The sequence below is a fragment of the Bradyrhizobium cosmicum genome (assembly GCF_032290525.1).
Classification (GTDB): domain Bacteria; phylum Pseudomonadota; class Alphaproteobacteria; order Rhizobiales; family Xanthobacteraceae; genus Bradyrhizobium; species Bradyrhizobium cosmicum_A.
In genome coordinates, this window is sequence record NZ_JASXTA010000009.1 from 149,997 (window position 1) to 176,485 (window position 26,489).

The window sequence follows — 26,489 nt, forward strand, 5'->3', positions numbered from 1 at the left end:
ATCTACTTTTCCGTCTCCACGAGTCCGCGCACGAATAATTTCTGCATGACGACGACGACGAACACCGGCGGCAGCATGGCCAGCACGGCGGTGGCCATCACGATCGGCCATTCGGTCAGCGCGTCGGTGGTGGTGATCATCTTGCGGATGCCGACCTGGATGGTCTGCATGTCGTCGCGGGTGGTGATGAGCAGCGGCCAGAGATATTGATTCCAGCCGAGGATGAACAGGATCACGAACAGCGCCGCCATGTTGGTGCGCGACAGCGGCAGCAGCGTATCCCAGAAGAAGCGCAGGGGACCGGCGCCGTCGATGCGTGAGGCTTCCAGCAGCTCGTCCGGCACGGTCATGAAGAACTGGCGGAACAGCAGCGTCGCGGTCGCCGATGCGATCAGCGGCAGGGCGAGGCCGGCATAGCTGTCGAGCATGTGCAGGTCGGCGACGATCTTGTAGGTCGGATAGATGCGGACCTCGACCGGCAGCATCAGGGTGATGAAGATGATCCAGAAGATCGGCATCCGGAACGGAAAGCGGAAATACACGATCGCATAGGCCGAGATGATCGAGATCGCGATCTTGCCGATCGCGATCGCCAGCGCCATCACCAGCGAGTTCAGCATCATGTTGCCGACCGGCTCGCGGGTCGAGCCGCTCGTGCCGACGAAGATGGTCTGGTAGTAGACCTCGAAGAAATGCCCGCCCGGCAGCAGCGACATCTGCCCGTTGGCGATCAGCGCGTTGTCCTGGGTCGAGGCGACGATCGCGATGTAGACGGGGAAGGCGACAATCGCGATCCCGATCCACAGGATGAAGTGGGCGACGTAGCGCCTGATACCCTCTTCCTCGACCATCAGTAGGTCACCTTGCGTTCGACGAAGCGGAACTGGATTCCCGTCAGCACGATCACCATGACCATCAGGATCACCGATTGCGCCGCGGAGCTGCCGAGATTGCCGCCGAGCAGGCCGTCGGAATAGACCTTGTAGACCAGCGTGACCGTCGACGTGCCGGGACCGCCGCGGGTCATGGTGTCGATGATGCCGAAAGTGTCGAAGAAGGCGTAGACGATGTTGACCACCAGCAGGAAGAAGATGGTCGGCGACAGCAACGGGAAGGTCACGGTCCAGAACCGGCGCATCGGACGGGCGCCGTCGATCGCGGCGGCCTCGAACACGCTTTTCGGGATGGCTTGCAGGCCGGCGAGGAAGAACAGGAAATTATAGGAGATTTGCTTCCACGCGGCGGCGAGAATGATCAGTGCCGCGGCCTGGTCGCCGTCGAGCAGCGGATTCCAGTCAACGCCCAGGCTGCGCAGATAGCGCGAGAGCACGCCGAGCGAGGGATGCAGCATGAAGATCCAGAGCACGCCGACGACGGGCGGCGCCACCGCATAGGGCCAGATCAGGAGCGTGCGGTAGAGCATCGAGCCGCGCAGCGGCTTGTCGGCCATCACCGCGAGCAGCAGCGCGAACGACAACGACGACACGGCGATCGCGAACGAAAAGAAGAAGGTCCGGACGATCGACTCGAAATAGGCGCGGTCCCTGAACAGCTCGAGGTAATTGTCGAACCAGACGAAGGTGGTCGACAGGCCGAAGGCGTCCTGCAGCAGGAAGGACTGGATCACCGCCTGCAGGGCCGGCCAGTAGAAGAAAATCAGGACGATCGCGAGCTGCGGCGCAACCAGCGCGTAGGGCAATAGTTTCGATTGGAAAATGGCTTGCTTTTGCATGATGGGCGGCGCCGGCAGGCCCTGCGGTCTGCCGGCGCCCTCGCCTTATTTTACGGCGGTCTTTTCGAACTGGCGCAGCATGGTGTTGCCGCGCTCGACCGCGGCGTCGAGCGCCTGCTTGGCGGTCTTCTTGCCGGCAAGCGCCTGCTCGATCTCTTCCGACCAGACGTCACGCAGCTGAACCATGTTGCCGAGGCGCAGGCCGCGCGAATTCTCGGTCGGCTCCTTGTTGGTCAGCTCGAGCAGCGGGGTCTCGAGATAGGGCTGGTCCTTGTAGAAGCCCTCTTCCTTCGCCTTGGCGTAGGCCGCCTTGGTGATCGGCAGATAGCCAGAGGCCTTGTGGATATACACCTGGCGATCGGTGTCGGAGAGGAAGGTCAGGAATTTCGCGACGCCCTTGTATTCCTCGGCCGACTTGCCGCCCATGATCCAGAGCGAGGCGCCGCCGATGATCGAGTTCTGCGGCGCACCTTTGACGTCCGGATAATACGGCATCGGCACGGCGGTGAAGGCGAACTTGGCCTGCGCCTTGACGTTGCCGAAGAATGCCGACGAGGTCAGGTAGATCGGACATTCGCCGGAGGTGAAGCGGCCTTCGCCGGTGTTGGTGCGGCCGGCGTAGTCATAAGTCTTGGTCTTCTGCAGTTCGACCAGGGTCTCGAGGTGCTTGACCTGGAGCGGTCCGTTGAACTCCAGCACGGTGTCGAAGCCGTCGAGGCCGTTGGCCTTGCTGGCGAGCGGCACGTTGTGCCAGGCGGAGAGCTGCTCGAGATTGACCCAGGTCACCCAGGAGCCGGAGAAGCCGCAGGTGTCGTGACCCGCAGCCTTCAGCTTCTTGGCGGCCTCGAATGTTTCTGGCCAGGTCTTGGGGATCTCGACATTCGCCTTCTTGAGCTCGTCGAGGTTGACCCACATCACGGTCGACGACGAGTTGAAGGGGAAGGACAGCATCTCGCCCTTCGAGGTCGAATAGTAGCCGGTGATGGCGGGCAGGTAGATCTTGGGGTCGAACTTCTCGCCGGCCTCGGCCATCAGCTTGTACACGGGCTTCACGGCGCCGGTCGCGGCCATCATGGTCGCAGTGCCGACTTCGAACACCTGCATGATGTGCGGGGCGTTGCCGGCGCGGAACGCGGCGATGCCGGCGTTCATCGTGTCGGGATAGTTGCCCTTGTAGGTCGGGATCACCTTGTAGTCGGTCTGCGACGCGTTGAAGTCGGTGGCGAGCTTGACGATGACGTCGTTGTTCGCGCCCGTCATCGCATGCCACCACTGGATCTCGGTCACGGCCAGCGCCGGCGAAGCCGTTATGCCAATTGCGATTGCAACAGCGGCAGCCGCTCCAAAATGTCGAAGAGCCATCAAGTAAACCTCCCTTGGCCGTCAAAAAGATCGCTTGCGCTAGCAGTGCCATATGACGTTCACATGACTGTGTAAGCGGGAGAAACGAAAGCGGCAAGCGCGGCAGAAGGGAAGTCGTCAAATAGGCGAATGCCGAGCGCGGAGCCTCCTCCGTCCGCATTGCACATGCACGCCCGCGCCGCAGTGCGGCATCGCTGGTGTGGGAGGTGATGGCCCCTAGCGTTTGCGCTCGGGGCCGCAGACCGTGCCCTGCGCAACCATCGCGTCGATCTCGGCTTTGGAATACCCGAACTCGCCGAGCACCTCCGCCGAGTGCTGGCTGAATTTCGGCGGCAGGCGGCGCAGGCTCGGCTTGCTGCGGTCGAGCCGGATCGGCGAGGCCACGCCCTTGTACCAGTCCTTCTCGATAATATCGCCGCGGGCGATGGTATGCGGATTGGTCAGGGCCTGGTCGATCTTCTGCACCGGGCCCGCGGGCAGGCCCGCCGCGAGCAGGCGGTTGCACAGCGGCTCGGCCTCGTGCTGGCTGAACACGGCGGCAAGCTCGGCGCGCAGAGCCTCGCGATTGGCGATGCGGTCCTTGTTGCGGGCAAAGCGCGGATCGCTCCCGAGCTCGGGCTTGCCGATCTCCTTGGCGAGCTTGCGGAAGGTGCCGTCATTGCCGACGCCGATGAAGATGTCGTCGGTCTTGGTCGGGAAGATCGCGTAGGGCACGAGGTTGGGATGCTCGTTGCCGGTGAGCGACGGCGGCTTGCCATGCATGAAATAATTCGCGGTGTGCGGATGCATGATGGCAAGGCCGGTCTCGTACAGCGTCGTCTCCAGGAACTGGCCCTGGCCCGAGCGCTCCCGCTCCGACAGTGCCATCAGGATGCCGATCGCCGCATAGAGTCCGGTGGTGATGTCGACCAGCGGCACGCCGATCCGCATCGGTCCGCTCTCGGGCGAGCCGGTCGCCGCGATCATGCCGGTCATGGCCTGGATGATGGCGTCATAGCCGGGATTGCCGCCGCGCGGGCCGTCGGCGCCGAAGCCGCAGATCCGGCAGTGCACGAGGCGCGGAAATTTCTCGCGCAGCATCTCGCTGCCGATGCCCCACTCCTCCAGCGTGCCCGGCTTGAAATTCTCGATCAGGACGTCGGCGCTCTCCAGCATCTTCAGCAGCACCACACGGCCGCCCTCGGAGGCGAGGTCGAGGCCGATCGAGCGCTTGTTGCGGTTGATGCCGATGAAATAGGCGGCGTCTTCGTCGTGGAAGGGCGGGCCCCAGTCGCGCACCTCGTCGCCGGCGGGCGGCTCGACCTTGATCACGTCGGCACCGTGGTCGGCGAGGATCTGGGTGCAGTAGGGACCGCCGAGCACGCGCGTGAGATCGATGACGCGCAGCCCGCTCATTGCGCCCAATGCTGCTCCAGAACTGGCAGCTTCTATCATACCTTTCGCTTCCCCTATGTCGATCATTTGATCACAGGCCTAGCGAGGTTTTTTCGCGCCAGCAATGGGCTGCCGCGTAGGGCTGCATGCGCCGCCGCTGCGCAATCCCGCAGCGTGGCAGATTAGCTCGAAGCGGCCGGCCCGAAGGGGATCTCGGGCCGGCCGCTCCGCCGCTGGATCAGACGACCGTCAGGCGAACGTCGACATTGCCGCGCGTGGCGTTGGAATAGGGGCACACCTGGTGGGCCTTTTCGACCAGCGCCTCGGCTTCCGCGCGGGCAAGGCCCGGCAGCGAGACGGCGAGGTCGATGTCGAGGCCGAAGCCGCCTTCGGAGCGCGGGCCGATGCCGACGGTGGAGGTGACGGAGGCGTCGGCCGGCACCTTCGGTCCGCCCTGCGAGGAGACGAACTTCATCGCGCCGATGAAGCAAGCGGCGTAGCCCGCCGCAAACAGCTGCTCGGGATTGTTGCCGGCCCCGCCGCCGCCGCCGAGCTCCTTCGGCGTGGTGAGCTTGACGTCGAGCGCGCCGTCGAGGGTCGCGGCATGGCCGTCACGGCCGCCGGTGGCTTTTGCGCTGGTCTTGTAGAGCACGTTCACGGACATCTTCGTCTCCTCGGGTCTTCGGTTGGGGTGCGTCCTATATCGCAAACAATTATATTGTGCGCAATTGAAATTTGCATGCCTCACATTTAATTGTTCGCAATTGAATGTGGCGGCGCCCGGCCCCAGAATGAGGAAGTCTCGTGAGATTCTCCATGCCCCGGAAACACTCGGCAGCGGACCAGCCGCTGCGCCTCGACAACCAGATCTGCTTTGCGGTCTATTCCGCCGCGCACGCTTTCAACCGCGTCTACAAGCCGCTGCTGGACCGGCTCGGCCTGACCTATCCGCAATATCTGGTGATGCTGGTGCTGTGGGAGCGCGACGACGTGCCGGTCAAGGACATCGGCGAAAGGCTGCACCTGGATTCGGGCACGCTGACGCCGCTGCTCAAGCGGCTCGAAGCCGCCCACCTCGTCAAGCGCACTCGCTCGAGCGAGGACGAGCGTCAGGTTCTGATCGCGTTGACCCCACAGGGCCAAGCATTGAAGGACAAGGCGCGCGCCGTGCCGCAATCGATCCTGGCGGCGGCGGACTGCTCGGTCTCGGAACTGGTCGCGATGAAGGACGAGATCGTCGCGCTGCGCGACCGGTTGAATGCGGTGATCGGGGAGTAGGGGGAGACAAGCAGGAGCGGTCAGAAGTGCTTCTTCGCGAACGCGCGCCCCGAGCCAGATTTCAGATATCGTTCAAACGCAGTAGCGCGAGCCGCGTCATCGAACGCGAAATAGGTCCGAATTCGCCAAGGTCCATATTTTGAGATGTGTGGCACCTCGCCGGCGTTAGGTTTCGCCAAGCGAGCCCGCAGGTCGTCGGTGATGCCGACATAGAAGTGCTCGTGGTCGAGACTTTCGAGCGTGTAGACGTATTTCATGGCCCATCCCCCCGCGAGGACAGGATACAAAACCAGTCTATGGACGCGATTGGGAATCTGCCCAGGCCCGCCTCCGCCCTTGCGGGCTATGGCGGGGCAGCCTTCGCTACGAGGGGGCTTGCCGAGCCGAAGCAGGCGCAGCCTGCGAAGGCTGGTGGAGCCAGGCGGGATCGAACCGCCGACCTCTTGCATGCCATGCAAGCGCTCTCCCAGCTGAGCTATGGCCCCTTAGTCTTCCAGTTGGGCGATCCTGGGGGATCGTCCCGGCCGGCGAGTCCTAGGCGACTCGCGCGGTGCACCCTTTTTCACAGATCAGGGCTGATCTCAAGTCTCTTCATCACCGCCGACGTCACCAATGATGTCGGTCACGTCCTCGTCGCCTTCTTCCTCGTCGGGAATGAAGGTCGAATCGTCGTCATCGTCGTCGTCGAGGGTCTCGTCGACCTCGATGTCGTCCTCGGATTCGGGCACCACGGCCTTGACCTTGCCGGTATTCTCCTCGGCATCGGCCTCCTCGAGCGAGACCTCCTCGACCTCGGCCGGCTCCGGCGTGGCCTCGGCGGCCGCGGCGTGGCGGGCTTCGGCGCCGCGGGGCGCGCGAGCCGGCGCCACGGGCGCAATCGGCACCACTTCGCCGGTATAGGGCGAGATCACCGGATTCTTGTTGAGGTCATAGAACTTCTTGCCCGTAGTTGGGCAAATACGTTTGGTTCCGAGTTCGGACTTGGCCACGGCAGAGGAATCCTGGGAATGTCTGAAAAGCGGTGTTTCACTTGGCTAGTTGGCGGCCCGCTGTCAATAGCGCATTACGAGAGAACGACATGCCCGTGACGGCGGGGAGACCATGTGGTACCTGCCCGCGAGCTCCAAAGGCGCATCCAAGGACACAATCTTGACCCATTCCGACAAGCCGACGCCGCTCAAATCGCGCGCAAGCGGCCCCCTGACCGGGAAAGTACGGGTGCCGGGGGACAAGTCGATTTCCCACCGCGCCCTCATCCTGGGGGCGCTCGCGGTCGGCGAGACCCGCATTTCGGGCCTTCTCGAGGGCGAGGACGTCCTCAATACCGCCAAATCCATGCAAGCGCTGGGCGCTATGGTCGAGCGCACCGGCGATTTCGCCTGGAAAGTGAACGGCGTCGGCGTCGCGGGCTTTGCCGAGCCGAAGGCGGCCCTGGATTTCGGTAATTCCGGCACCGGCTGCCGGCTGGTCATGGGCGCCGTCGCCGGCTGCCCGATCTCGGCGGTGTTCGACGGCGACGCCTCGCTGCGCAGCCGCCCGATGCGCCGGATTCTCGACCCGCTCGAAAAGATGGGCGCGAAGGTCATGTCAGGCGGCGAGGGCGGTCGTCTGCCGCTGACCGTCCAAGGCGCCCGCGATCCGCTGCCGATCATCTACAAGACCCCGGTCGCCTCAGCGCAGATCAAATCCGCCGTGCTGCTGGCGGGCCTGGCTGCGCCGGGCACCACGATCGTGATCGAGAGCGAGGCCAGCCGCGACCACACCGAGCTGATGCTGAAGCATTTTGGCGCCGACATCATTTCGGCGCCGGAAGGTCAGCACGGCCGGCGCATCACCCTCGTCGGCCAGCCCGAGCTGCATGGCGCCACTGTCGTGGTGCCCGCCGATCCTTCTTCCGCGGCGTTCCCCGTGGTCGCCGCGCTGATCGTCGAAGGCTCCGATGTCGTTCTGTCTGACGTCATGACCAATCCGCTACGTACCGGTCTTTTCACGACGCTGCGCGAAATGGGCGCCTCGATCGAGGAAAACGAAGTGCGTGGCGACGCCGGCGAGCCGATGGCGCAATTGCGGGTGCGCGCCTCGAAGCTCCGCGGCGTCGAGGTGCCGCCGGAGCGCGCGCCCTCGATGATCGACGAATATCTGGTGCTGGCGGTGGCGGCCTCCTTCGCCGAAGGCACCACCATCATGCGCGGCCTGCACGAGCTGCGCGTCAAGGAATCCGATCGTCTCGAAGCCACAGCCGCGATGCTTCGCGTCAACGGCGTCAAGGTCGAGATTTCCGGCGACGATCTGCTCGTCGAGGGCCGCGGCCACGTTCCGGGCGGCGGCACTGTCGCCACGCACATGGATCATCGCATCGCGATGTCCGCGCTGGTGATGGGCTGCGCCTCCGACCAGCCGGTGACGGTCGATGATACCGCCTTCATCGCCACCAGCTTTCCGGATTTTATCCCTATGATGCGTTCGTTAGGGGCCGAGTTTTCATGATCATCGCCATCGACGGGCCCGCGGCCTCGGGCAAGGGGACGCTCGGCAAGCGCCTTGCCCACCATTACGGCTACCGTCATCTCGATACCGGCGTGATCTACCGCGCCGTGGCCTATGCCCTGATGCAGTCCGGCCATGATCTCCGGGACGAGGCGGCTGCGGTGCAGGCTGCGCTGGAGCTTGATCCCGAAAAGTTCGGCAATCCCGCCCTGAAGACCCAGAAGGCCGGCGAGGGCGCCTCCATCGTCTCGGCGATCCCCAGGGTCCGCGAGGCCCTGGTCAATTTCCAGCGGCAGTTCGCCGCCGATCCGCCGGGGGCTGTGCTGGACGGCCGGGACATTGGAACCGTGATCTGCCCGCACGCCGACGTGAAGATCTTCGTCGTCGCCGACCCCAGGGTCCGCGCGCGCCGTCGGACCATGGAGGCCAAGGCCAGGGGCGAGGAGGTCGACGAGGCGGCCGTGCTTGCCGACATCATCCAGCGCGACGAGCGCGACAAGAACCGGCCGATTGCGCCCCTGAAACCGGCCCCGGATGCTTACTTGCTAGATAACTCCCAACTGGATATAGAAGGCGGCGCCCGGGCCGCCATCGACATTATCGAGGCCGTCCGAGCGGGCCGGTCGCGGGGTTAAGCCGCTGCCGTCATTGGAGGAAGCGCCCGCTCCCGCTCTTTGAGGTCGATACCCCCGGTCCTTTGTTTGGGGCCGGCGCGATCCAGGCTCCGGACACTGATTCCACGTATCGAACGCGCGGGCCTCAGCCGGCCCGCTTCCGCTGTTCCGCCTCCGGGCCGGAGCAGCGAGCGGTCGCTCGAAGGTCTTGCGGACCTTCCGACACTGCGCGCCCGATACGCCCATGAACCCAACGGCCGGCAAGACATCCGCAACTGGAGAACAAATGGCTTCGACTTCTGCTGATACCTATAGCCCCTCGCGCGACGATTTCGCGGCGATGCTCGACGAGTCCTTCGCCGGTGGCAACCTGCAAGAAAGCTCCGTCATCAAGGGCAAGGTAGTTGCAATTGAAAAGGACATGGCCGTCATCGACGTCGGCCTGAAGACCGAGGGCCGCGTCGCGCTGCGCGAATTTTCGGGCCCCGGCCGTGACAGCGAGCTCAAGGTCGGCGACGAGGTGGAAGTGTTTCTCGATCGCATCGAGAATGCCCTCGGCGAAGCCGTGCTGTCGCGCGACAAGGCGCGCCGCGAAGAAAGCTGGGGCAAGCTCGAGAAGGCCTTCCAGAACAACGAAAAGGTCACCGGCGTCATCTTCAACCAGGTCAAGGGCGGCTTCACCGTCGACCTCGACGGTGCCGTGGCCTTCCTGCCGCGCTCGCAGGTCGACATCCGTCCGATCCGCGACGTTGCGCCGCTGATGAACAACGCGCAGCCGTTCCAGATCCTCAAGATGGACCGCCGCCGCGGCAACATCGTCGTCTCCCGTCGCACGGTGCTGGAAGAGACCCGCGCCGAGCAGCGCCAGGAGCTGGTGCAGAACCTCGAAGAGGGTCAGGTCATCGACGGCGTGGTCAAGAACATCACCGATTACGGTGCGTTCGTTGATCTCGGCGGCATCGACGGCCTGCTGCACGTCACCGACATCGCGTGGCGCCGCGTCAACCACCCGACCGAGGTGCTCTCGATCGGCCAGACCGTCAAGGTCAAGATCATCAAGATCAACCACGAGACGCACCGCATCTCGCTGGGCATGAAGCAGCTGCTGGACGATCCGTGGCAGGGCATCGAAGCGAAGTACCCGCTGGGTGCCCGCTTCACCGGCCGCGTCACCAACATCACCGACTACGGTGCGTTCGTCGAGCTCGAGCCGGGCATCGAAGGCCTGATCCACGTCTCCGAGATGTCGTGGACCAAGAAGAACATGCACCCCGGCAAGATCGTTTCGACCTCGCAGGAAGTCGAAGTGCAGGTGCTGGAAGTCGATTCCGTCAAGCGCCGCATCTCGCTCGGCCTCAAGCAGACCATGCGCAACCCGTGGGAGGTCTTCGTCGAAGGCCATCCGACCGGTTCGGTGGTCGAGGGCGAAGTCAAGAACAAGACCGAGTTCGGTCTGTTCCTGGGTCTCGAGGGCGACGTCGACGGCATGGTCCATCTCTCCGATCTCGACTGGAAGCTTCCGGGCGAGCAGGTGATCGACAACTACAAGAAGGGCGACATGGTGAAGGCCGTGGTGCTCGATGTGGACGTCGAGAAGGAGCGCATCTCGCTCGGCATCAAGCAGCTCGAAGGCGATCCCTTCGCCGAGCCGGGCGATGTCAAGAAGGGCGCTGTCGTGACCTGCGAAGTGCTCGAAGTGAAGGAGAGCGGCATCGAGGTGAAGATCACCGGGACCGACTTCTCGACCTTCATCAAGCGCTCGGAGCTCGCCCGTGACCGCAACGACCAGCGCGCCGAACGCTTCGCCGTCGGCGAGAAGGTCGATGCCCGCGTGATCCAGTTCGACAAGAAGGCCCGCAAGGTCCAGGTGTCGATCAAGGCGCTCGAAGTTGCCGAAGAAAAGGAAGCCATCGCGCAGTACGGCTCCTCCGATTCGGGAGCGACGCTCGGCGACATCCTCGGCACCGCGCTCAAGAACCGCGACAAGTAAGCGAACGCTTCCTCTCGCTGAAATCAGAGCCCCGGCGCGAGCCGGGGCTTTTTTGTTGCGCCCGCATATTCAACTGTCGTCCCGGGGCGCGCGAAGCGCGAGCCCGGGACCCATAGCCACAGGGAGAAGTTTGGCGAAGACTCGGAGTTACCAGCTTCGCGCCAACAACTTCTCCCTGGGGGTATGGATCCCCGCGTTCGCGGGGATGACGAATGAGTTTGTGGCGACTTCCTCCGCCCTCACGGGGCCTTGTTTTCTTCAAATTGCGCCGCAATTGATGTATCCAGATAAGCCGGTGGTCACGTTGTGACGGCACAACGCCGCCCAGTCTTTGATTTGGAGATATTCCGATGTCGCTCGATTCGGACATCATCGTCGATCGCCGCAGGATCCGCCGCAAGCTGACGTTCTGGCGCGTGGCCGCCGCGCTGATCGCGATCGCCGCAATCGCGAGCTTTGCGCTGGTCGCGACACCCGGTGCGCGCGGCACGTTCGCATCCGCCGGTTCGATCGCGCGGGTCCAGATCGAAGGCCTGATCCGCAGCGATTCCGATCGCACGCAGGCGCTGGAGCGGCTGGAAAATTCACAGGCCGCCGCCGTCATCGTTCACATCAACTCGCCGGGCGGCACCACCGCCGGCTCCGAGCAGCTCTACGATTCGCTTGTGAGGCTGAAGGCGAAGAAGCCGCTCGTCGTCGTGGTCGAGGGCCTTGCCGCCTCCGGCGGCTATATCACCGCGATCGCCAGCGACCACATCATCGCCCAGCAGAGCTCGCTGGTCGGTTCGATCGGAGTGCTGTTCCAGTTTCCCAACGTCTCGGAGCTGCTGAAGACCGTCGGCGTCAAGGTCGAAGAGGTGAAGTCGTCGCCACTGAAGGCCTCGCCGAACGGTTTTGAGCCGACCAGCCCCGAGGCACGCGCCGCGCTCGATGCGCTGGTGAAAGACTCCTACGCCTGGTTCAAGGGATTGGTGAAGGAACGGCGTGGCATGGATGACACTCAGCTCGAAAAAGTTGCCGATGGCCGCGTGTTCACCGGACGCCAGGCGATCGACCTCAAGCTGATCGATCAGCTCGGCGACGAGAAGACCGCGGTGACCTGGCTGGTCGAGCAGAAGGGCGTCAAGAAGGGGCTCACCGTGCGCGATTACAAGCTCGATCCGCGCTTTGGCGATCTGACATTCCTCAAGACAGCTGCTGTCGTCACGCTGGAAGCGCTTGGTTTGGGCTCGATTGCGCATCAACTCGGGCAAACCGGCGTCGTGCAGGCCGTCGATCGGCTCGGAATGGATGGAATGCTGGCCTTGTGGCAGCCCGCCGCGTCAAATTGAGGGAACCAGGCGAGCGACAAAGAATTTTCCCGTCTGACGAGTGGAGGGGCAGCCCGCTTTTTCGGCATTTGTCACGCATTTTCACGACGCTCAATCTTGATTTAGCGTCTTGACAGATCACAGTATTTTCACGGAAATGGTCATCCGCACGCTTCCGGGTCCTATCTCTCGATGATCAAATCCGAACTTGTTCAGCGTATCGCCGAGCACAACCCGCATCTGTACCAGCGGGATGTCGAGAACATTGTGAATGCGATTCTCGAAGAGATCGTAGCAGCCCTCGCGCGCGGTGACCGCGTCGAGCTGCGCGGCTTCGGTGCCTTCTCGGTCAAGCATCGCCCTGCGCGTGCAGGGCGCAATCCGCGCACCGGTGCCCATGTGCCCGTCGACCAGAAGAGCGTTCCGTTCTTCAAGACCGGCAAGGAAATGCGCGAACGGCTGAACCGCGATCATCCGGATCCAGGCGCGCCGGACTGAGGCCGGCGCCCCGCGGTCGCGAGATGCGGCCCGAACCTTGATTCAAGGCGAGCGAAGCGAGATGCGAAAGTTCCTGACCGCGCTGATCGTGATTCCGCTGGGCCTGATCCTGGTTGTCTTCGCCGTCGCCAACCGGCATTTCGTCACGGTCTCCTTCGATCCCTTCGTGTCGAGCGACCCGTCATTGTCGATCACGCTGCCGCTGTTCCTGCTGCTGATCCTGGTGACCGCCCTCGGCGTCCTCGCGGGCGGCTGTGCCGTCTGGTTCGGCCAGCGGCACTGGCGGCGCGCCGCGCGTCGGCATGAGGCAGATGCCCGGGCTGCCAAGGGCGAACTGGCCGATCTGCGGGCCCAGCCGGCCCCGGCAAGGCCCGACCCGCAGCGCCTGCCCGCCCCCTCCGGGACCGGCCTTTACGGGCCCGTCGGGCGAGACAAGCAGCGCGCGACGTTGTAGAAGCGGCCCCGACCGAAAACCCGTTTCCCGGCCGCCGCTTGCGGCCTCCAGCTGCTTTGAGACCATGTCCCTGCTCGTCAAAATCTGCGGCCTGTCCACGCGCGAGACGCTCGACGTCGCGCTCGACGCGGGCGCCGACATGGTGGGGTTCGTGTTCTTCCCGCCGTCACCCCGGCATGTCTCGCTGGAGACGGGCCGCGACCTCGGCCGGCAGGTGAACCGGCGCGCGCTCAAGGTCGCGCTCACGGTCGATGCCGACGATGCGGCCCTCGACAACATCATGGACACGCTGTCGCCGGACATTTTTCAGCTCCATGGCCATGAAAGCGTCGCGCGGCTGCGCGACATCAAGCAGAGGTTCGGCCGCCCGGTGATGAAAGCGGTGCCGGTCGCAACCGCGGCCGATCTCGCGGTGCTACCCGGCTATGCCGCGGTCGCCGATCGCATCCTGTTCGATGCACGCGCACCGAAAGACGCGACCCGTCCCGGCGGTCTGGGTGAGCCGTTCGACTGGCACCTGCTGGAAAATCTCGATCTGAAATTGCCTTACATGGTCTCGGGCGGGCTTCATGCCGACAACCTCGCCGAAGCCCTCCGCGTCACCCGTGCCGGTGGTATCGACGTCTCCTCCGGTGTCGAGAGTGCCTCCGGCGTCAAGGATCCCGAGATGATCAGGGCCTTCATCCGCGCTGCGCGCGCCATCCAAGATGCAAGTCAAGAGTTGAGCGTCCGATGAACATCGCCAAACCAAACTCCTATCGCAGCGGTCCCGACGATCGCGGCCATTTCGGCACTTTCGGCGGGCGCTTCGTCGCCGAAACGCTGATGCCGCTGATCCTCGATCTGGAGAAGGCCTACACCGACGCCAACGCCGATCCGGCCTTTCAGGCCGAGATGAACGGCTACCTCAAGAATTACGTCGGCCGGCCCTCGCCGCTCTATTTCGCCGAGCGTCTCACCGAGCATCTCGGCGGTGCCAAGATTTATCTGAAGCGCGAAGAGCTCAACCATACCGGCTCGCACAAGGTGAACAACGTGCTCGGCCAGATCATGCTGGCGCGGCGCATGGGCAAGAAGCGCATCATCGCCGAGACCGGTGCCGGCCAGCACGGCGTCGCCACCGCGACGCTGTGCGCGCGCTTCGGCCTCGAATGCGTGGTCTATATGGGCGCGGTCGACGTCGAGCGGCAGCAGCCCAACGTGATCCGCATGGAGATGCTGGGCGCAACGGTGGTCCCGGTGCAGTCGGGCACGCGCACGCTGAAGGACGCCATGAACGAGGCGCTGCGCGACTGGGTCACCAACGTGCACAATACCTTCTACTGCATCGGCACGGTGGCGGGCCCGCATCCCTATCCGACGCTGGTGCGCGACTTCCAGTCGATCATCGGCAACGAGACCAGGACGCAGATGCAGGAGATCGAGGGACGTCTGCCGGACTCGCTGGTCGCCTGCATCGGCGGCGGCTCGAATGCGATGGGCCTGTTCCATCCGTTCCTCGATGATCCCAGCGTCGAAATCTTCGGCGTCGAAGCCGCGGGCCACGGGCTGACGCAGCTGCATGCGGCGTCGATCGCGGGCGGCCGTCCCGGCGTGCTCCATGGCAACCGCACCTATCTGCTGATGGATGCCGACGGCCAGATCCAGGACGCGCATTCGATCTCGGCCGGCCTCGACTATCCCGGCATCGGCCCCGAGCATTCCTGGCTGCACGAGATCGGCCGCGTGAACTATCTCTCCGCGACCGACGACGAGGCGCTCGCAGCATTCCAATTGCTGTCGCGGCTGGAAGGCATCATCCCCGCGCTCGAGCCCGCCCATGCCATCGCCAAGGTGATGGAGCTCGCGCCGAAGCGGCCCAGGGAGCACCTGATGGTCGTCAATCTCTCCGGCCGCGGCGACAAGGACGTCCCGCAGGTCGGCGACATCCTGAAGGGCAAGAGCAAGTGACCACGCGCATCGACACCCGTTTCGCCGAGCTGAAGAAAGCCGGCCGCTCGGCCTTCGTCACCTTCCTGATGGCCGGCGATCCCGATCCGGCGGCCTCGCTGGAGATCATCAAGGCGCTGCCCAAGGCGGGCGCTGACGTGATCGAGCTTGGCATGCCCTTCACCGATCCGATGGCCGACGGTCCGTCGATCCAGGCTGCAGGGCTTCGCGCGCTCAAGGCCGGCATGACGCTGAAGAAGACGCTGGAGCTGGTGCGCGGCTTCCGCAAGGACGACGACGCGACGCCGATCGTGCTGATGGGCTACTACAATCCGATCTACATCTACGGCGTCGACAAATTCCTGGGTGATGCGAAGAGCGCCGGCGTCGACGGCCTGATCATCGTCGACCTGCCGCCGGAAGAGGACGACGAGCTCTGCGTGCCCGCGATGAAGGCCGGCCTCAACTTCATCCGTCTGGCAACGCCGACGACCGACGACAAACGCCTGCCGGCCGTGCTCGCCAACTCCTCGGGCTTCGTCTACTACGTCGCCATCACAGGCATCACGGGTGCGGCGGCTGCGGACGCCACGGCCGTGAGCGAGGCGGTGGCCCGCATCAAGCGACACACAAAACTGCCGGTCTGCGTCGGCTTCGGCATCCGCACGCCGGAGAATGCCCGCGCCATCGCCTCGCATGCCAGCGGCGCCGTGGTCGGCACCGCGCTGGTCGACGCGCTCAAGAGCAGCCTCGATGCGGAAGGGCGGGCGACCGCCAAAACCGTCAACGCCGTCGCCGAACTGACGGCCTCTCTTGCCCAAGGCGTCAAGGGCGCGCAACAGGCGGCCGAATAGGCCATAATTCCGCTTCCAGGCGGGCGACACGGCGGCTTGCCGGGCAGGGGCCCGGCCGCCATATATCCCCTCAGGCGATCCCCGGGCGGGTTCGCACATCGGAGCAAACCATGAACTGGCTTACCAATGTGGTCCGGCCGAAGATCCGCAACATGCTGCGGCGGGAGACGCCGGAGAATTTGTGGATCAAGTGCCCGGATTCCGGACAGCTCGTGTTCTACAAGGACGTCGAGGCCAACCAGTTCGTCATCCCCGGCTCGAACTACCACATGCGCATGGGCGCGGTGGCGCGTCTGAAGTCGATCTTCGACAACGAGACCTGGTTCGACGTCGCGCTGCCCGACGTCACGCCCGACCCGCTTAAGTTCCGCGACGAGAAGAAATACGTCGACCGCATCAAGGATGCTCGCGCGCGAACTAACCTCAACGACGCGATCAAGGTCGGCTACGGCAGGCTCGAGGGCGCCGCCGTCGTCGTCGCCGTGCAGGATTTCGATTTCATGGGCGGCTCGCTCGGCATGGCTGCGGGCGAGGCCATCGTGCGCGGGCTGGAGCTCGCGGTCGAGAAGAAGTCGCCGTTCATCGTCTTCGCCGCATCGGGCGGCGCGCGCATGCAGGAAGGCATTTTGTCGCTGATGCAGATGCCGCGCACCACGGTCGCGGTGCAGATGCTGCGGGAAGCAAAGCAGCCCTACATCGTGGTGCTGACCAACCCGACAACCGGCGGCGTCACCGCCTCCTACGCGATGCTCGGCGACGTGCAGATCGCCGAGCCCGGCGCGCTGATCGGATTTGCCGGCGCGCGCGTGATCGAGCAGACGATTCGTGAAAAGCTCCCGGAGGGTTTCCAGCGCGCCGAGTATCTGAAAGAGCACGGCATGGTCGACATGGTCGTGCATCGCCACGAGCTGCGTCCGACCCTGGCGCGGCTCTGTCGCCTGCTGACCAGGGCGCCGGCGCAGGAGAGCGCATCGAAGCCGGCGCAGGCCGTCATCAGCCCGGCGCAGATCATATCGGCCGCTGAGACGGCGCCGGCCTCGCCGCACGCGTGAACGCGCACCCTGACAGCGCAAAGCCGCCGCTCGGTGAATTGATCGGGCGGCTGTCGGCCCTGCATCAGAAGCGCATCGATCTCGGGCTCGAGCGGATGCATCGCCTGCTCGAGCGGCTCGGCCATCCCGAACGCAAGGTGCCGCCGGTGATCCACATCGCCGGCACCAACGGCAAGGGCTCGACGCTCGCCTATCTGCGCGCGACGCTGGAGGCCAGCGGCCTGCGCGTGCATGCCTATACGTCGCCCTATCTGGTCCGCATCAACGAATGTTTCCGGATCGGCCGCGTCGGCGGCGGCGTGCTGGTCGGCGACGACGAATTGCGCGCGGCGCTGGAGGAGGTCGAACGGGTCAATGCCGGTGAGGCCGCGACCTTGTTCGAACTGAAGACCGCCGCGGCCTTCCATCTGTTCGCGCAAATTCCTGCCGATGCGGTGCTGCTCGAAGTCGGTCTCGGCGGACGGCTCGATTCGACGAATGTGATTGATATGCCGGCGGCCAGTGTGATCACGCCTGTCAGCATGGACCATATGGAGTTCCTCGGCGATACGCTGGCGTCGATCGCCGGTGAGAAGGCCGCGATCATCAAACGCGGTGTGCCCGTGGTTTGCGCCGAGCAGACGGGCGAGGCGATCGCCGTGATCGAGGCGCAGGCCAAGCGCATGCGTGCGCCGCTGTTTGCCGCGGGCGAGAGCTGGCATGTCAATGTCGAGCACGGGCGCCTGGTCTATTCCGACGATCGCGGCCTGATGGATCTGGCGGCACCGCGCCTGTTCGGCCGTCACCAGTTCGACAATGCGGGCCTTGCGATCGCGACGCTACGCGCGACGTCGACCTTCAAGGTCAATCAGGCGGCGTTCGAAGCGGGCATCGTCGGCGCCGAATGGCCGGCACGGATGCAGCGCATTGCCTCGGGCGAGCTGCTTGCTCTCGGCCCGCAGGGCTCTGAGATCTGGCTCGATGGAGGGCACAATGCCGAGGGCGGACGCGTCGCGGCCGCCGCGCTCGGCGATCTTGAGGAGCGGGTGTCGCGGCCGCTGGTCGTGATCGCGGGCATGATGGCCAACAAGGACGCGCAGGGTTTTCTCGCCAATTTCGCCGGACTCACCCGTCACATCATTGCCGTGCCGATTCCCGACACCGAGGCCGCGATGCCGGTCGATCGCCTCACGGACGCCGCACGCAGCCTCGGCATGCGCGTCGAGACGGCGCCCGGCATCGAGGCCGCGCTGCGGGCATTGTCGAAGCTCGCCTACGAAGTGCCGCCGCGCATCCTGATCACCGGCTCGCTGTATCTTGCGGGCCACGTGCTGGCGATCAACGGCACGCCTCCTGCATAGGCTTTCTTGTCCCGGACAAGCGCAGCGAAGCGAAGCGCTGATCCGGGACCCAGAATGCCGCAACATGGGCCCCGGCTCTGCAGCGCACCACTACGTGCTGCGCCGCGTCCGGGGCACGAGAGTGATGAGAGCGACCATGCGTTTTGCCGCGATTGCCGACATCCACGGAAATCAATTCGCGCTGGAGGCGGTGCTCGCCGACATCCGCGCCCAGGGCATCTCCGACATCGTCAATCTCGGTGACATGCTGAGCGGCCCGCTCGATGCGCGCAGGACCATCGAGATCCTGACGCAGCTCGACGCCCTCCATGTGCTCGGCAATCACGACCGCTATCTGCTCGATCGTCCCCCGGAGAAGATGGGCTCGTGGGATCGTCCGGCCCATGCAGCGCTTAGCTCCGCACAGCTCGACTGGCTGCGCGCGCAGCCGGCGACGCGCGTGTTTCGCGACAAGGTATTCCTGTGCCACGCGACACCCGAGAACGACGAAGTCTATTGGCTCGATACCGTGCATCCTGACGGCACCGTCTCGCTATCGCCGCTCGATCGCATCGAGCAGTTTGCACAAGGCATCTCGCAGAGCCTGATCCTTTGCGCCCACACGCATCTTGCCCGCGCGGTGCGGCTTCGCGACGGCCGGCTGATCGTCAATCCCGGCAGTGTCGGCAGCCCCGGCTATCGCGACGTGCATCCGTTTCCGCACGTGGTCGAAGCCGGCACGCCGCATGCGCGCTATGCGATCCTCGAATTGGTCGATGGCGCGTGGCAGGTGACGTTCCGCAACGTCGTGTACGATCATAAGACGATGGCCGCGCTCGCGCGTCACAACAATCAGCCGGAGCTGGCGAACGCGCTTGCGACGGGATGGATCAAATCCTGAAAAACAAAACGGCCGGCGTGACGCCGGCCGCTGCACGATTCTTCGGTCGGGGCGAGGATCAGACCGCGGAGGTGATCCACTGCTGCAGCTTCGCCTTCGGCGCCGCGCCAACCTGGCGGGAGGCCATCTCGCCGCCCTTGAAGATCATCAGGGTCGGGATCGACATCACGCCGTACTTCGACGCGGTTTTCGGGCTCTCGTCGACGTTGAGCTTCACGATCTTGACCTTGTCGCCCATCGCGCCGGCGATCTCGTCGAGGGCGGGCGCGATCATGCGGCAGGGGCCGCACCACTCGGCCCAGAAATCAACGACGACGGGGCCGTTTGCCTTGAGCACTTCGGCTTCGAAATCGGTGTCAGAAACCTTACCAACGGCCATGGGACTACCTCGTACCTGAGAGAAGGGCGCGACGGGAATCGCGCCAAGATCATGCCGTCAACCTATGAACGGCCCCTTGCCGGGTCAAGGACGCTCACACCGAGATGAAGGGATGCCAGTGCCGCGTCCAGCGCGGGGGCTGAAATCTCCATATATTCAAGGGTCTCGGTCCAGAGCAGGGCGGCTCGAACAGGCTTTTGGGGATAAAGCCGCGCCAGCACCGCCCGGTACAGCGCAAGCTGCCGGACATAGGCGGAAGGCGCCTCAGCCGCGCTTTTGGGCGCCGTCTGGTTGGTCTTGAAATCGACGATCAAAACCTCATCGGGACGAACGACCAGCCGGTCGATCTGACCCGACACCAGCGCCGGCGGCCGCCCCGGCCGGTCCAGCTTACCGACGATGGCGACCTCCGCCCGGCTGCCGGCGGCGAAGACGGCTGCAAAGCGCGGCTCGGCGATCAGGGCGAGCACCTTGTCCGCCAGCGCGGTACGGTCGGGCTCGGCCCACTCCGCGGCGTTGCGCGCCACGAAGCCGAGCGCCGCCTCGCGCCGGCGCTCGGCGGCGATGTCGGGCAGCGATTGCAGCAATCGGTGCACCAGCGTGCCGCGTTGCAGCGCCCGCGCGCGCGATTGAACTGATTCGCCTGACAGCACGCTGCGGCCTTGCTCGGCGGCTTGGCCGGATGGACGCACGGCGTCATCGTCGCTGGTCTCGCGCGGCGCCGGTGTGCGCAGCCAGTCCGGCAGGGTGATTGATTGATCCTCCGGGCTTGCCGGCGTGCCCTGAGCGGCGACATCCTCCGGCCGGGCGAACCGGGTCACCTTGCCGAGCGGTGTCTCGATCGTCTGCTTCTCTAGGCTCGAGCCGGCGAGCCCGGTGTCGATGAGGTCGTACCAGCTCAGCTTGCGGACCGTCTTCATATTACCGGGCATGCAGCCGCCGACGATCAGCCGGTCGGCCGCGCGCGTCATCGCGACGTAGAGCAGGCGGCGATATTCGTCCTCGGTCTCCTCGATCATGGCCTTGCGCGCTTCGGCGACGGGCTTGGGATCGTCGGCCTTGCGCCCGGCCCAGACCACGACCTCGCCGCCATTGCCGCGCGGCACGTGGATCAGCCGCAGCCGCTGCGAGTCCGCTGGCGACGAGGTGGTGTCGACCATAAACACGACCGAGGCTTCAAGCCCCTTGGCGCCGTGCACGGTCATCACCCGCACCTCGTCACGCGAGATCTCCATGTCACGCTTCACTTCGGTGTCGGCCGAGCGCAGCCACGCCATGAAACCCTGCAGCGAGGCCGGGGCTTTGCGCTCGTAGTTCAGTGCCAGCTCCAGGAATTCGTCGAGCGCATCGTTGGCCTCAAAGCCGAGCCGGCGCAGGATGCGCGCGCGTCCGCCGTCGCCGCCGAGCAGCCATGCGTAGAAGGCGAACGGGGTCTCCTCGCGCGCACGGCTCTCGCAGGCTTCAAGGCGCAGCAGCGCCGTCGCGAACTTCTCGCTTCCAGCCGCGTGCTCACCGAGTGAGCGCCGCAGTGATCCCTTGCGGTCCCAGGCCAGCGTGAACAGGTCTTCGTCATCGAGGCCGAACAGCGGGCTTTTCAGCGCAACCGCGAGCGGGAGATCGTCCTGCGGCAGCAGCAGCGCATCGGCAAGGTTCATCAGGTCGATGATGCCGATGTGTTCGGTGAGCTTGAGCCGGTCGGCGCCCGCGACCGGAACGCCCGCGTGCTTCAGGGCCTGGATCACGGCGTCGAACGCATTGCCGCGCCGCCGCACCAGGATCAACATGTCGCCATAGCGCAGGGGACGGCGCTCGCCTTCGTGGCCCGTCAGCGTGCCGCTTTCGACCAGCCGCTTGATCTCGGCCTGGATGCGACGGGCGAGCTTGACCTCGGGGCTGGTGGCGGCGACGCCGTCGAACGGCGCGCGCCAGCCTTCGATCTCCTGCCTGTCATCGGCTTCTGCCAGATCCCACAGCTCGATCACGCTCGGCGCGGCATCGGCGAGCGCATTGTGCAGGGGATGGCCGATCTCGACCGAATGGATGCTCTTGTAGATCTGGGGATCGCGGAAGACGTGGTCGACCGAGTGCAGGATCGCAGCGCCCGAGCGGAACGAATAGGTGAAGGCGACCGGATCGAATTTCAGCCCGGCGGCGGTGAACTTGCGGTGCAGCTCGCGCCGGCGCGCGTCGAACTCGTGCGGGGCCGCGCCCTGGAACGAGAAGATCGACTGCTTCTCGTCGCCGACGGCGAAGATGGTGCGGCTCAGCCCTTCGCGCGCGCCCTCGCCGGCGGTGAACTCCGAGATGATGTGCGCGACGATGTCCCATTGCCGCGGGCTGGTGTCCTGGGCCTCGTCGATCAGCACGTGATCGACGCCGCGGTCCAGCTTGTAATGCACCCAGCCCGAGGAGACGCGGTCGAGCATCGCCAGGGTCTTGTCGATGAGGTCGTCATAGTCGAGCAGCCCGCGTTCCTGCTTCTCGCGGCGGTAGTTCGCGGCGGCGGCAGTCGCGATATGCAGCAGGGCCGCCGTTCGGTCGCGCATGGTGACAGCGCGGCGCTTCTCCATCAATCCTCCGAGGCGCTGCACCTCGTTCTCGAACAGGCGGGCGACGGAGGGGTTGTGGTCGCAAAACTTCTTGGTCAGCACTGCCTTGCGCGGCAGCTTTTCGTCGGTCAGAAAGACGCAGAGATAGGCATCGACCTGCGCCGCGCCGGAAAAAACCTTGGCCTCGCGCAGCCGGCCCGCCTGGTCGTTGTCCGACTTGCTGCCGTCTTCCAGCGCAAAGGCGATGTCGTCCCAGCGCGATCGCGGCAGGAACGGACCGTCGAGAATCTCCGTCTCGATGTCTTCAATGCGGTCGCTCGTATCGACGCCGAGCGCCGCGGACATCTGTTCCGCTGCCGCCCCGGCACTGCCGGCTTCATCGGTCCAGGCCATGAAATGGTCGCGGCTGAGACAGGCCTCGCGCACGACTTCCTTGAAGGTGACGTCTGCGGCGCTCGCCATCGCGGTCAGCAGCGCGCGGCCGGTGACGCTTTCGGGGTCGCGCGCGGCCTCCAGCAGCACCTTCAGATTGGCGCGCTCCATCATGTCGGTCTGGTCGCGCTCGTCGATGACGGAAAAGCGCGCCGGCACATTGGCCTCGAACGGAAACTGCTGGAGCAGGCGGGTGCAGAGCGCGTGGATGGTCTGCACCTTCAAGCCGCCCGGCGTCTCCAGCGCGCAGGCGAACAGCTTTCGCGCCTCGCGCCGCAGCTTTGCGTTGGGATGCGGGATGCCGACCGCGCGGATCGCCGCGTCGAGCGCGGTGCCGTCCAGCGTCACCCAATGACCAAGCGTGGTGAACACGCGCTCGGCCATGTTGGCCGCAGCCGCCTTGGTGAAGGTGATGCAGAGGATCTTTTCCGGCGGCACGCCCGACAGCAGCAGGCGGATCACCCGCTGCACCAGCACATGGGTCTTGCCCGAGCCGGCATTGGCCGACACGAAGGCCGACGCCGTCGGGTCGGACGCGCGCGCCTGCCGCGCGCGCACCTCATCCGGGATGGGACGCGGCGCCCTCACCATTCCTCGATCCCCAATCCGCCGGCCGCGGACCATTCCTTGATCCGGGCGAGGTCGTCATAGGTGCCGTAGCGGTTGGTCCACATCGGCAGGTTCAGCGAGGTGTAGGCCTGGTTCTCGTCCTCGAAGGCGCGGATCAGGGCTTCCAGCTTGGCTCTCGCCTCGGCGGCCGCCGTGTCCGGCGGCTGCGGCGCGTCGCCCTGCTTGAACTTGAGCTCGAGGATGCGCTCCTCGCCCGGCGGATTGTTGCCGCTCAGGCGGACATAGACGAGCTGGCTCACGGAGGAGCCGGCATCGATATCGGGAAAGCCGCCCTCACGCAGGATCGCCGCTTCCAGCGTGAGCTGCGGCGACAGGCCCATGCGGACCTGCTTGCCGGTCGGCGGCTGGCCGGTCTTGTAGTCGAGGATGGCGTAGCCGCCGCCCTGGCGCCGTTCGATGCGGTCGGCACGCGCGGAAAGCTTAAAGCTGCGCTCGTGGTCGAGCGCGATCGAAATCTCGCCGCGCGTTTCCGCCGCGATCGCTTCGATCGCATCGCGGCGCGCCGTCTCCCATTCGCCGAACCAGCGCGCGATGCGCTGGAAGCGCGGCCACCACAGCGCGCGCGCCTCCGGGCGTTCCATCAACGGCGCAAAATACTTCGCGCCGATCGCGCGCAGCTCGCGCGCGGGATCGTCGGGCAGGTTCGTCGCATAGGTCTCCGTGAACTCGCCGAGCGCCTCGTGGATCGCCGAGCCGCGGTCGGCGGCCGCGAGCGGCATGTCGACGGGATCGAGCGCATCAAGCCGCAGGATGCGTTTGGCGTAGATCGTATAGGGGTCGCGCAACCAGTCTTCGATTTCGGTCACCGACATTCTGAGCGGCCGCGTCGCGCGCGGCGGCCGCGGCTCGGGCTGCTTCACCGGCGTGACCTGTTTGGGCTGGTCGAGCGTTTCGGCGAACCGCACGTATTTTTCGCCGGCGCCAACGGCTGCTTTCCAGAGTTCGTCGCCCGCGACCGCTTCGAGACGATGCAGGAAGCGCGAGGCCACGGCCGGCGCGCCGCCGGCCTTGGCGGAATGGGTGAGGATCACCTCATCGCCGCCGAGCAGCTGTGCAAAGTCGTGGGCGGAGAGGCCGATACGGCGCTCCGGCAGATCGAGGCCCAGCTCGTGCCGCATCGGCCGGCTGAGCCAGGGGTCGATGCGCGGCGCCGGCGGCCAGACACCCTCGATCAGGCCGCCGACGATGATCCGGTCCGCCTGCATCAGGCGCGATTCGAGCGGGCCGTAGATCTGCAAGCGTGCGCCGGGCCTGTCGCGCCGCCGCACCGCGCGGTCGCCGAATGCGGTTTGAAAAACGTCCGGATAGTCCGGCAGCGGCACCATCAATCCGCTGGTGGTGCCGCCGCGCAGCAGATCGTCGAAGGCCGCGGCGAGCGCAAGGCCTTCGCGGTCCTCGAAGGCGAGCGGAATGCCCTGTTCGTCGCGCGAGAGCTCGATCAGGATCTCGCGATGCCGGTGCGCGAGCTCGGCGAAGTCGAATGGCTTTGACGATGCGAGGCTCTCGATCGGCGCCAACGCCTTCTGCAAGGCGTCGATCAGCGCCCGGATGCGATCGAGATCTTCGGCCTTGAGACGCGCGCGCCGCTCGGATTTGTGGAGCGCGGAGACCTCGCTGCGCCACAGCTTGGCCAGCTCCTCGCGAAAGCGATTGAATTCGCGCGACAGGCCCGCAGTGCCGGCGGGAGGGCGCGTGCCGCGCAAGAGCGCGAGCTCGAGCCCCTCGATCGCTGCCTTCCATGCACCGGGCAACCGGCCGAGCCGGCACAGCGGATGTTTCAGCATTGCCAGCAGCGTCGGCGGCTCCAGGCCCTTGGTCGCAGCCTCTGCCGCGAGGCGCGCAAAGACGCCGGCGGAGGTCTCCATCAGCACGTCGCCGCCGGAATCGTCGAACGCGAGATCCCATCGCGTGAGCGCGGCCATGACCCGCCGCGCCAGCGCGCGATCCGGTGTCACCAGCGCTGCCGATTTGTCGAGATGCCGCGCCTCGCGCATCGCGATCGCAATCGCCAGCGCTTCCATTTCAGGGTTGGGGGCTTCGACCACCGCAAGCTTCTTCATGCCGCCGGCGATCTTTGCCGCGACATCCGGCTGCTTCAGCCGATCGTGCCAAACTTCCGTCCTGGCCGACGGCCGCATCGATTCGGATGCGAGCAGATCACGGCCGCCTGCCGCAGGCGGCCGGAGAATGTCGAGGTCGCCGCGCTTGATGCCGAAACGATCCAGCAGCGCATGCATGGCGTATTGCGGATGGTTCGAGGCCGGGTGTTCCACGAATTTGCCGAGCGAGTCGCGCACGCCGCCGATGGTCCGCCAGGCGTCGTCGTCGAGATCGGTGTCGAGGCCCGGCAACACGACAGCGCCATGCGGCAGCGAGGCGACCGCATGCAGGAATTTTGCGGTGGCCGGCATCGAGCCGGTCGAACCGGCCGCGATCACGGGACCGTTGGGATGCGTGGTCAGCCGTTTCGCCTCCGCCGCGATCAGAAGATCGCGACGCGCGGCGGGCTCGATCCGGTTGATCTCGGCGAGATGACCGGGCCAGGCGATGCGCGCGATGCGCAAAAATTCGAGCGAGTGCTGCCAGTAGCGGTCGAGCATATCTGGCACGAGACCATCGAGCGCGCTCCAGTCGACGCCGCGCGTGACCATGTCGTCGATCAGGCGCGCGAGATCGGAAGCCAGCGCCAGCGTCGAAGCGGGGCCGCCGACCACCAATGGCGACAGCACCGGGCCCTTGGCCCAGGCGGCGACGAGCTGCGCCAGCGTCAACCGCCGTTCCAGCTCGCCGAGCCGCGGCGGAATGTCGAGCGGCGTGGCGCCGGAAAACTGTTCGCCCTCATCTGCGAAGGCGAGCTCGTCCTCGTCGATGTCACCGAGCGCGACGATGCGCGGCAGCACCACGGCATCGGCCGCCATCTCGTCGAGAAAGATCTCGCGGACGACGCGCATGGCGCGCCTTGTCGGCAGATACAGCGTGGCATCCGCCAGCCGCGCCGGCTCCTTGCGCGCCTCGAATCCGTCGACCAGCCGGCCGTCGAGCAGGGCCGTGACGACCGTGCGCAGGAACGGAACTGAGATGGGAACGCTGAAAACGCGCATGGGCTGCCTGATTCGGATCAGGCGCCAATATAGGGAGTGGGACTCAAATGGTCATGGGCGGAGGTGGGATAGTCCCCGTTGTTCGCCGGACAGCGCCGCTCGTGCCCCGGACGCGGCGCAGCACGCAGTGATGCGCCGCTGAGCCGGGGCCCGGGCCGCGTCATCACGGCTGCGGCTGTGTGGGTCCCGGCTCTGCGGAGCGGCACCATAGCGCGTCAAAGACGCGCGTGAACGCGCTTTCGGC

General features: G+C 65.5%; 23 protein-coding genes and 1 tRNA gene. 13 read left to right on the forward strand and 11 right to left on the reverse strand.

Features of this window, described 5'->3' with window-relative positions; all coding sequences use genetic code 11:
* Positions 1-2: 2 nt before the first annotated feature.
* From ugpE to QSV46_RS18315, 5 genes are all read right to left on the reverse strand, one after another.
* Entirely contained in the window at positions 3-851 is an 849-nt protein-coding gene (gene ugpE, locus QSV46_RS18295) for a sn-glycerol-3-phosphate ABC transporter permease UgpE (protein WP_314954005.1), read from the reverse strand.
* Positions 851-1,732 carry a sn-glycerol-3-phosphate ABC transporter permease UgpA gene (ugpA, locus tag QSV46_RS18300; RefSeq protein WP_314954009.1) on the reverse strand — a complete coding sequence of 294 codons (882 nt, stop codon included), beginning with the start codon at positions 1,730-1,732 and terminating at the stop codon, positions 851-853. The genes ugpE and ugpA overlap by 1 nt, the downstream gene beginning before the upstream one ends.
* Positions 1,733-1,777: 45 nt before the next feature.
* Positions 1,778-3,094 (reverse strand): sn-glycerol-3-phosphate ABC transporter substrate-binding protein UgpB, encoded by a 1,317-nt coding sequence (gene ugpB, locus QSV46_RS18305; protein WP_314954011.1) that lies wholly within the window; start codon positions 3,092-3,094, stop codon positions 1,778-1,780.
* 216 nt (positions 3,095-3,310) lie between these two features.
* Positions 3,311-4,489, reverse strand: coding sequence for a CaiB/BaiF CoA-transferase family protein (locus tag QSV46_RS18310; RefSeq protein ID WP_314954014.1), 1,179 nt, complete (start codon positions 4,487-4,489; stop codon positions 3,311-3,313).
* A gap of 217 nt (positions 4,490-4,706) precedes the next feature.
* Positions 4,707-5,132, reverse strand: coding sequence for an organic hydroperoxide resistance protein (locus QSV46_RS18315; RefSeq protein WP_018323436.1), 426 nt, complete (start codon positions 5,130-5,132; stop codon positions 4,707-4,709).
* A gap of 152 nt (positions 5,133-5,284) precedes the next feature.
* Between QSV46_RS18315 and QSV46_RS18320 the strand changes: the two genes are divergently transcribed.
* Complete coding sequence (locus QSV46_RS18320) at positions 5,285-5,746, forward strand: MarR family transcriptional regulator (protein ID WP_314954022.1); 462 nt, start codon at positions 5,285-5,287, stop codon at positions 5,744-5,746.
* Positions 5,747-5,766: 20 nt separating this feature from the next.
* On the opposite strand, the gene QSV46_RS18325 is transcribed toward QSV46_RS18320, so the two are convergent.
* The 3 genes from QSV46_RS18325 to QSV46_RS18335 all read right to left on the reverse strand — a co-directional run bounded on the left by QSV46_RS18325 (position 5,767) and on the right by QSV46_RS18335 (position 6,735).
* Positions 5,767-6,003, reverse strand: a complete 237-nt coding sequence (locus tag QSV46_RS18325) for a GIY-YIG nuclease family protein (protein ID WP_314954025.1) — start codon at positions 6,001-6,003, stop codon at positions 5,767-5,769.
* 152 nt (positions 6,004-6,155) lie between these two features.
* Positions 6,156-6,231, reverse strand: a tRNA-Ala gene (locus QSV46_RS18330).
* A 96-nt stretch (positions 6,232-6,327) separates the two neighbouring features.
* Positions 6,328-6,735, reverse strand: coding sequence for a TIGR02300 family protein (locus tag QSV46_RS18335; RefSeq protein WP_314954028.1), 408 nt, complete (start codon positions 6,733-6,735; stop codon positions 6,328-6,330).
* A gap of 112 nt (positions 6,736-6,847) precedes the next feature.
* Here QSV46_RS18335 and aroA point away from each other — a divergent pair, with 112 nt between their 5' ends.
* The 12 genes from aroA (at position 6,848) to QSV46_RS18395 (ending at position 19,154) form a co-directional block, all read left to right on the forward strand.
* Positions 6,848-8,233, forward strand: a complete 1,386-nt coding sequence (gene aroA / locus QSV46_RS18340) for a 3-phosphoshikimate 1-carboxyvinyltransferase (protein WP_409997179.1) — start codon at positions 6,848-6,850, stop codon at positions 8,231-8,233.
* The gene (cmk, locus tag QSV46_RS18345; RefSeq protein ID WP_314954034.1) at positions 8,230-8,868 is read left to right on the forward strand and encodes a (d)CMP kinase; all 639 of its coding nucleotides are present in this window, start codon (positions 8,230-8,232) and stop codon (positions 8,866-8,868) included. The genes aroA and cmk overlap by 4 nt, the downstream gene beginning before the upstream one ends.
* 265 nt (positions 8,869-9,133) lie before the next feature.
* Positions 9,134-10,837, forward strand: a complete 1,704-nt coding sequence (gene rpsA, locus QSV46_RS18350; RefSeq protein WP_314954037.1) for a 30S ribosomal protein S1 — start codon at positions 9,134-9,136, stop codon at positions 10,835-10,837.
* A 350-nt stretch (positions 10,838-11,187) separates the two neighbouring features.
* The gene (sppA, locus tag QSV46_RS18355; protein WP_314954040.1) at positions 11,188-12,168 is read left to right on the forward strand and encodes a signal peptide peptidase SppA; all 981 of its coding nucleotides are present in this window, start codon (positions 11,188-11,190) and stop codon (positions 12,166-12,168) included.
* Between the two features lie 171 nt (positions 12,169-12,339).
* Positions 12,340-12,645 (forward strand): integration host factor subunit beta, encoded by a 306-nt coding sequence (locus QSV46_RS18360; protein ID WP_007598410.1) that lies wholly within the window; start codon positions 12,340-12,342, stop codon positions 12,643-12,645.
* Positions 12,646-12,706: 61 nt separating this feature from the next.
* On the forward strand, positions 12,707-13,099 hold the full coding sequence (locus QSV46_RS18365) for a lipopolysaccharide assembly protein LapA domain-containing protein (RefSeq protein ID WP_314954092.1): 393 nt from the start codon (positions 12,707-12,709) through the stop codon (positions 13,097-13,099).
* 64 nt (positions 13,100-13,163) lie between these two features.
* Positions 13,164-13,835, forward strand: a complete 672-nt coding sequence (locus QSV46_RS18370; protein WP_314954095.1) for a phosphoribosylanthranilate isomerase — start codon at positions 13,164-13,166, stop codon at positions 13,833-13,835.
* Positions 13,832-15,049 (forward strand): tryptophan synthase subunit beta, encoded by a 1,218-nt coding sequence (gene trpB, locus QSV46_RS18375; protein ID WP_314954097.1) that lies wholly within the window; start codon positions 13,832-13,834, stop codon positions 15,047-15,049. Before QSV46_RS18370 ends, trpB begins: the two co-directional genes overlap by 4 nt.
* Complete coding sequence (trpA, locus tag QSV46_RS18380) at positions 15,046-15,882, forward strand: tryptophan synthase subunit alpha (protein ID WP_314954100.1); 837 nt, start codon at positions 15,046-15,048, stop codon at positions 15,880-15,882. The genes trpB and trpA overlap by 4 nt, the downstream gene beginning before the upstream one ends.
* A 110-nt stretch (positions 15,883-15,992) precedes the next feature.
* Complete coding sequence (accD, locus tag QSV46_RS18385) at positions 15,993-16,934, forward strand: acetyl-CoA carboxylase, carboxyltransferase subunit beta (protein WP_314954104.1); 942 nt, start codon at positions 15,993-15,995, stop codon at positions 16,932-16,934.
* Positions 16,931-18,274, forward strand: coding sequence for a folylpolyglutamate synthase/dihydrofolate synthase family protein (locus QSV46_RS18390; protein WP_314954107.1), 1,344 nt, complete (start codon positions 16,931-16,933; stop codon positions 18,272-18,274). The genes accD and QSV46_RS18390 overlap by 4 nt, the downstream gene beginning before the upstream one ends.
* 136 nt (positions 18,275-18,410) lie before the next feature.
* Positions 18,411-19,154 carry a metallophosphoesterase family protein gene (locus QSV46_RS18395; protein WP_314954109.1) on the forward strand — a complete coding sequence of 248 codons (744 nt, stop codon included), beginning with the start codon at positions 18,411-18,413 and terminating at the stop codon, positions 19,152-19,154.
* Positions 19,155-19,212: 58 nt separating this feature from the next.
* Here the strand turns inward: QSV46_RS18395 and trxA are convergent, their stop codons facing one another.
* From trxA to addB, 3 genes are all read right to left on the reverse strand, one after another.
* A complete protein-coding gene (gene trxA, locus QSV46_RS18400) occupies positions 19,213-19,533 on the reverse strand; it encodes a thioredoxin (RefSeq protein ID WP_007598398.1) in 321 nt (106 codons plus the stop codon).
* A gap of 62 nt (positions 19,534-19,595) precedes the next feature.
* On the reverse strand, positions 19,596-23,105 hold the full coding sequence (addA, locus tag QSV46_RS18405; protein WP_314954131.1) for a double-strand break repair helicase AddA: 3,510 nt from the start codon (positions 23,103-23,105) through the stop codon (positions 19,596-19,598).
* Positions 23,099-26,245 carry a double-strand break repair protein AddB gene (gene addB, locus QSV46_RS18410; RefSeq protein WP_314954133.1) on the reverse strand — a complete coding sequence of 1,049 codons (3,147 nt, stop codon included), beginning with the start codon at positions 26,243-26,245 and terminating at the stop codon, positions 23,099-23,101. Before addB ends, addA begins: the two co-directional genes overlap by 7 nt.
* Positions 26,246-26,489: the final 244 nt, after the last annotated feature.

What these genes read in the sequence shown, in the direction of transcription:
- QSV46_RS18395 (WP_314954109.1), top strand. Translation starts at nt 18,411, where the DNA reads ATGCGTTTTGCCGCGATTGCCGACATCCACGGAAATCAATTCGCGCTG.
- addA (WP_314954131.1), bottom strand. Translation starts at nt 23,105, where the DNA reads ATGGTGAGGGCGCCGCGTCCCATCCCGGATGAGGTGCGCGCGCGGCAG.
- QSV46_RS18310 (WP_314954014.1), bottom strand. Translation starts at nt 4,489, where the DNA reads ATGAGCGGGCTGCGCGTCATCGATCTCACGCGCGTGCTCGGCGGTCCC.
- addB (WP_314954133.1), bottom strand. Translation starts at nt 26,245, where the DNA reads ATGCGCGTTTTCAGCGTTCCCATCTCAGTTCCGTTCCTGCGCACGGTC.
- trpB (WP_314954097.1), top strand. Translation starts at nt 13,832, where the DNA reads ATGAACATCGCCAAACCAAACTCCTATCGCAGCGGTCCCGACGATCGC.
- QSV46_RS18320 (WP_314954022.1), top strand. Translation starts at nt 5,285, where the DNA reads ATGCCCCGGAAACACTCGGCAGCGGACCAGCCGCTGCGCCTCGACAAC.
- ugpE (WP_314954005.1), bottom strand. Translation starts at nt 851, where the DNA reads ATGGTCGAGGAAGAGGGTATCAGGCGCTACGTCGCCCACTTCATCCTG.
- ugpB (WP_314954011.1), bottom strand. Translation starts at nt 3,094, where the DNA reads ATGGCTCTTCGACATTTTGGAGCGGCTGCCGCTGTTGCAATCGCAATT.
- accD (WP_314954104.1), top strand. Translation starts at nt 15,993, where the DNA reads ATGAACTGGCTTACCAATGTGGTCCGGCCGAAGATCCGCAACATGCTG.
- rpsA (WP_314954037.1), top strand. Translation starts at nt 9,134, where the DNA reads ATGGCTTCGACTTCTGCTGATACCTATAGCCCCTCGCGCGACGATTTC.
- QSV46_RS18325 (WP_314954025.1), bottom strand. Translation starts at nt 6,003, where the DNA reads ATGAAATACGTCTACACGCTCGAAAGTCTCGACCACGAGCACTTCTAT.
- QSV46_RS18370 (WP_314954095.1), top strand. Translation starts at nt 13,164, where the DNA reads ATGTCCCTGCTCGTCAAAATCTGCGGCCTGTCCACGCGCGAGACGCTC.
- sppA (WP_314954040.1), top strand. Translation starts at nt 11,188, where the DNA reads ATGTCGCTCGATTCGGACATCATCGTCGATCGCCGCAGGATCCGCCGC.
- trxA (WP_007598398.1), bottom strand. Translation starts at nt 19,533, where the DNA reads ATGGCCGTTGGTAAGGTTTCTGACACCGATTTCGAAGCCGAAGTGCTC.
- QSV46_RS18365 (WP_314954092.1), top strand. Translation starts at nt 12,707, where the DNA reads ATGCGAAAGTTCCTGACCGCGCTGATCGTGATTCCGCTGGGCCTGATC.
- QSV46_RS18315 (WP_018323436.1), bottom strand. Translation starts at nt 5,132, where the DNA reads ATGTCCGTGAACGTGCTCTACAAGACCAGCGCAAAAGCCACCGGCGGC.
- aroA (WP_409997179.1), top strand. Translation starts at nt 6,848, where the DNA reads ATGTGGTACCTGCCCGCGAGCTCCAAAGGCGCATCCAAGGACACAATC.
- ugpA (WP_314954009.1), bottom strand. Translation starts at nt 1,732, where the DNA reads ATGCAAAAGCAAGCCATTTTCCAATCGAAACTATTGCCCTACGCGCTG.
- QSV46_RS18360 (WP_007598410.1), top strand. Translation starts at nt 12,340, where the DNA reads ATGATCAAATCCGAACTTGTTCAGCGTATCGCCGAGCACAACCCGCAT.
- cmk (WP_314954034.1), top strand. Translation starts at nt 8,230, where the DNA reads ATGATCATCGCCATCGACGGGCCCGCGGCCTCGGGCAAGGGGACGCTC.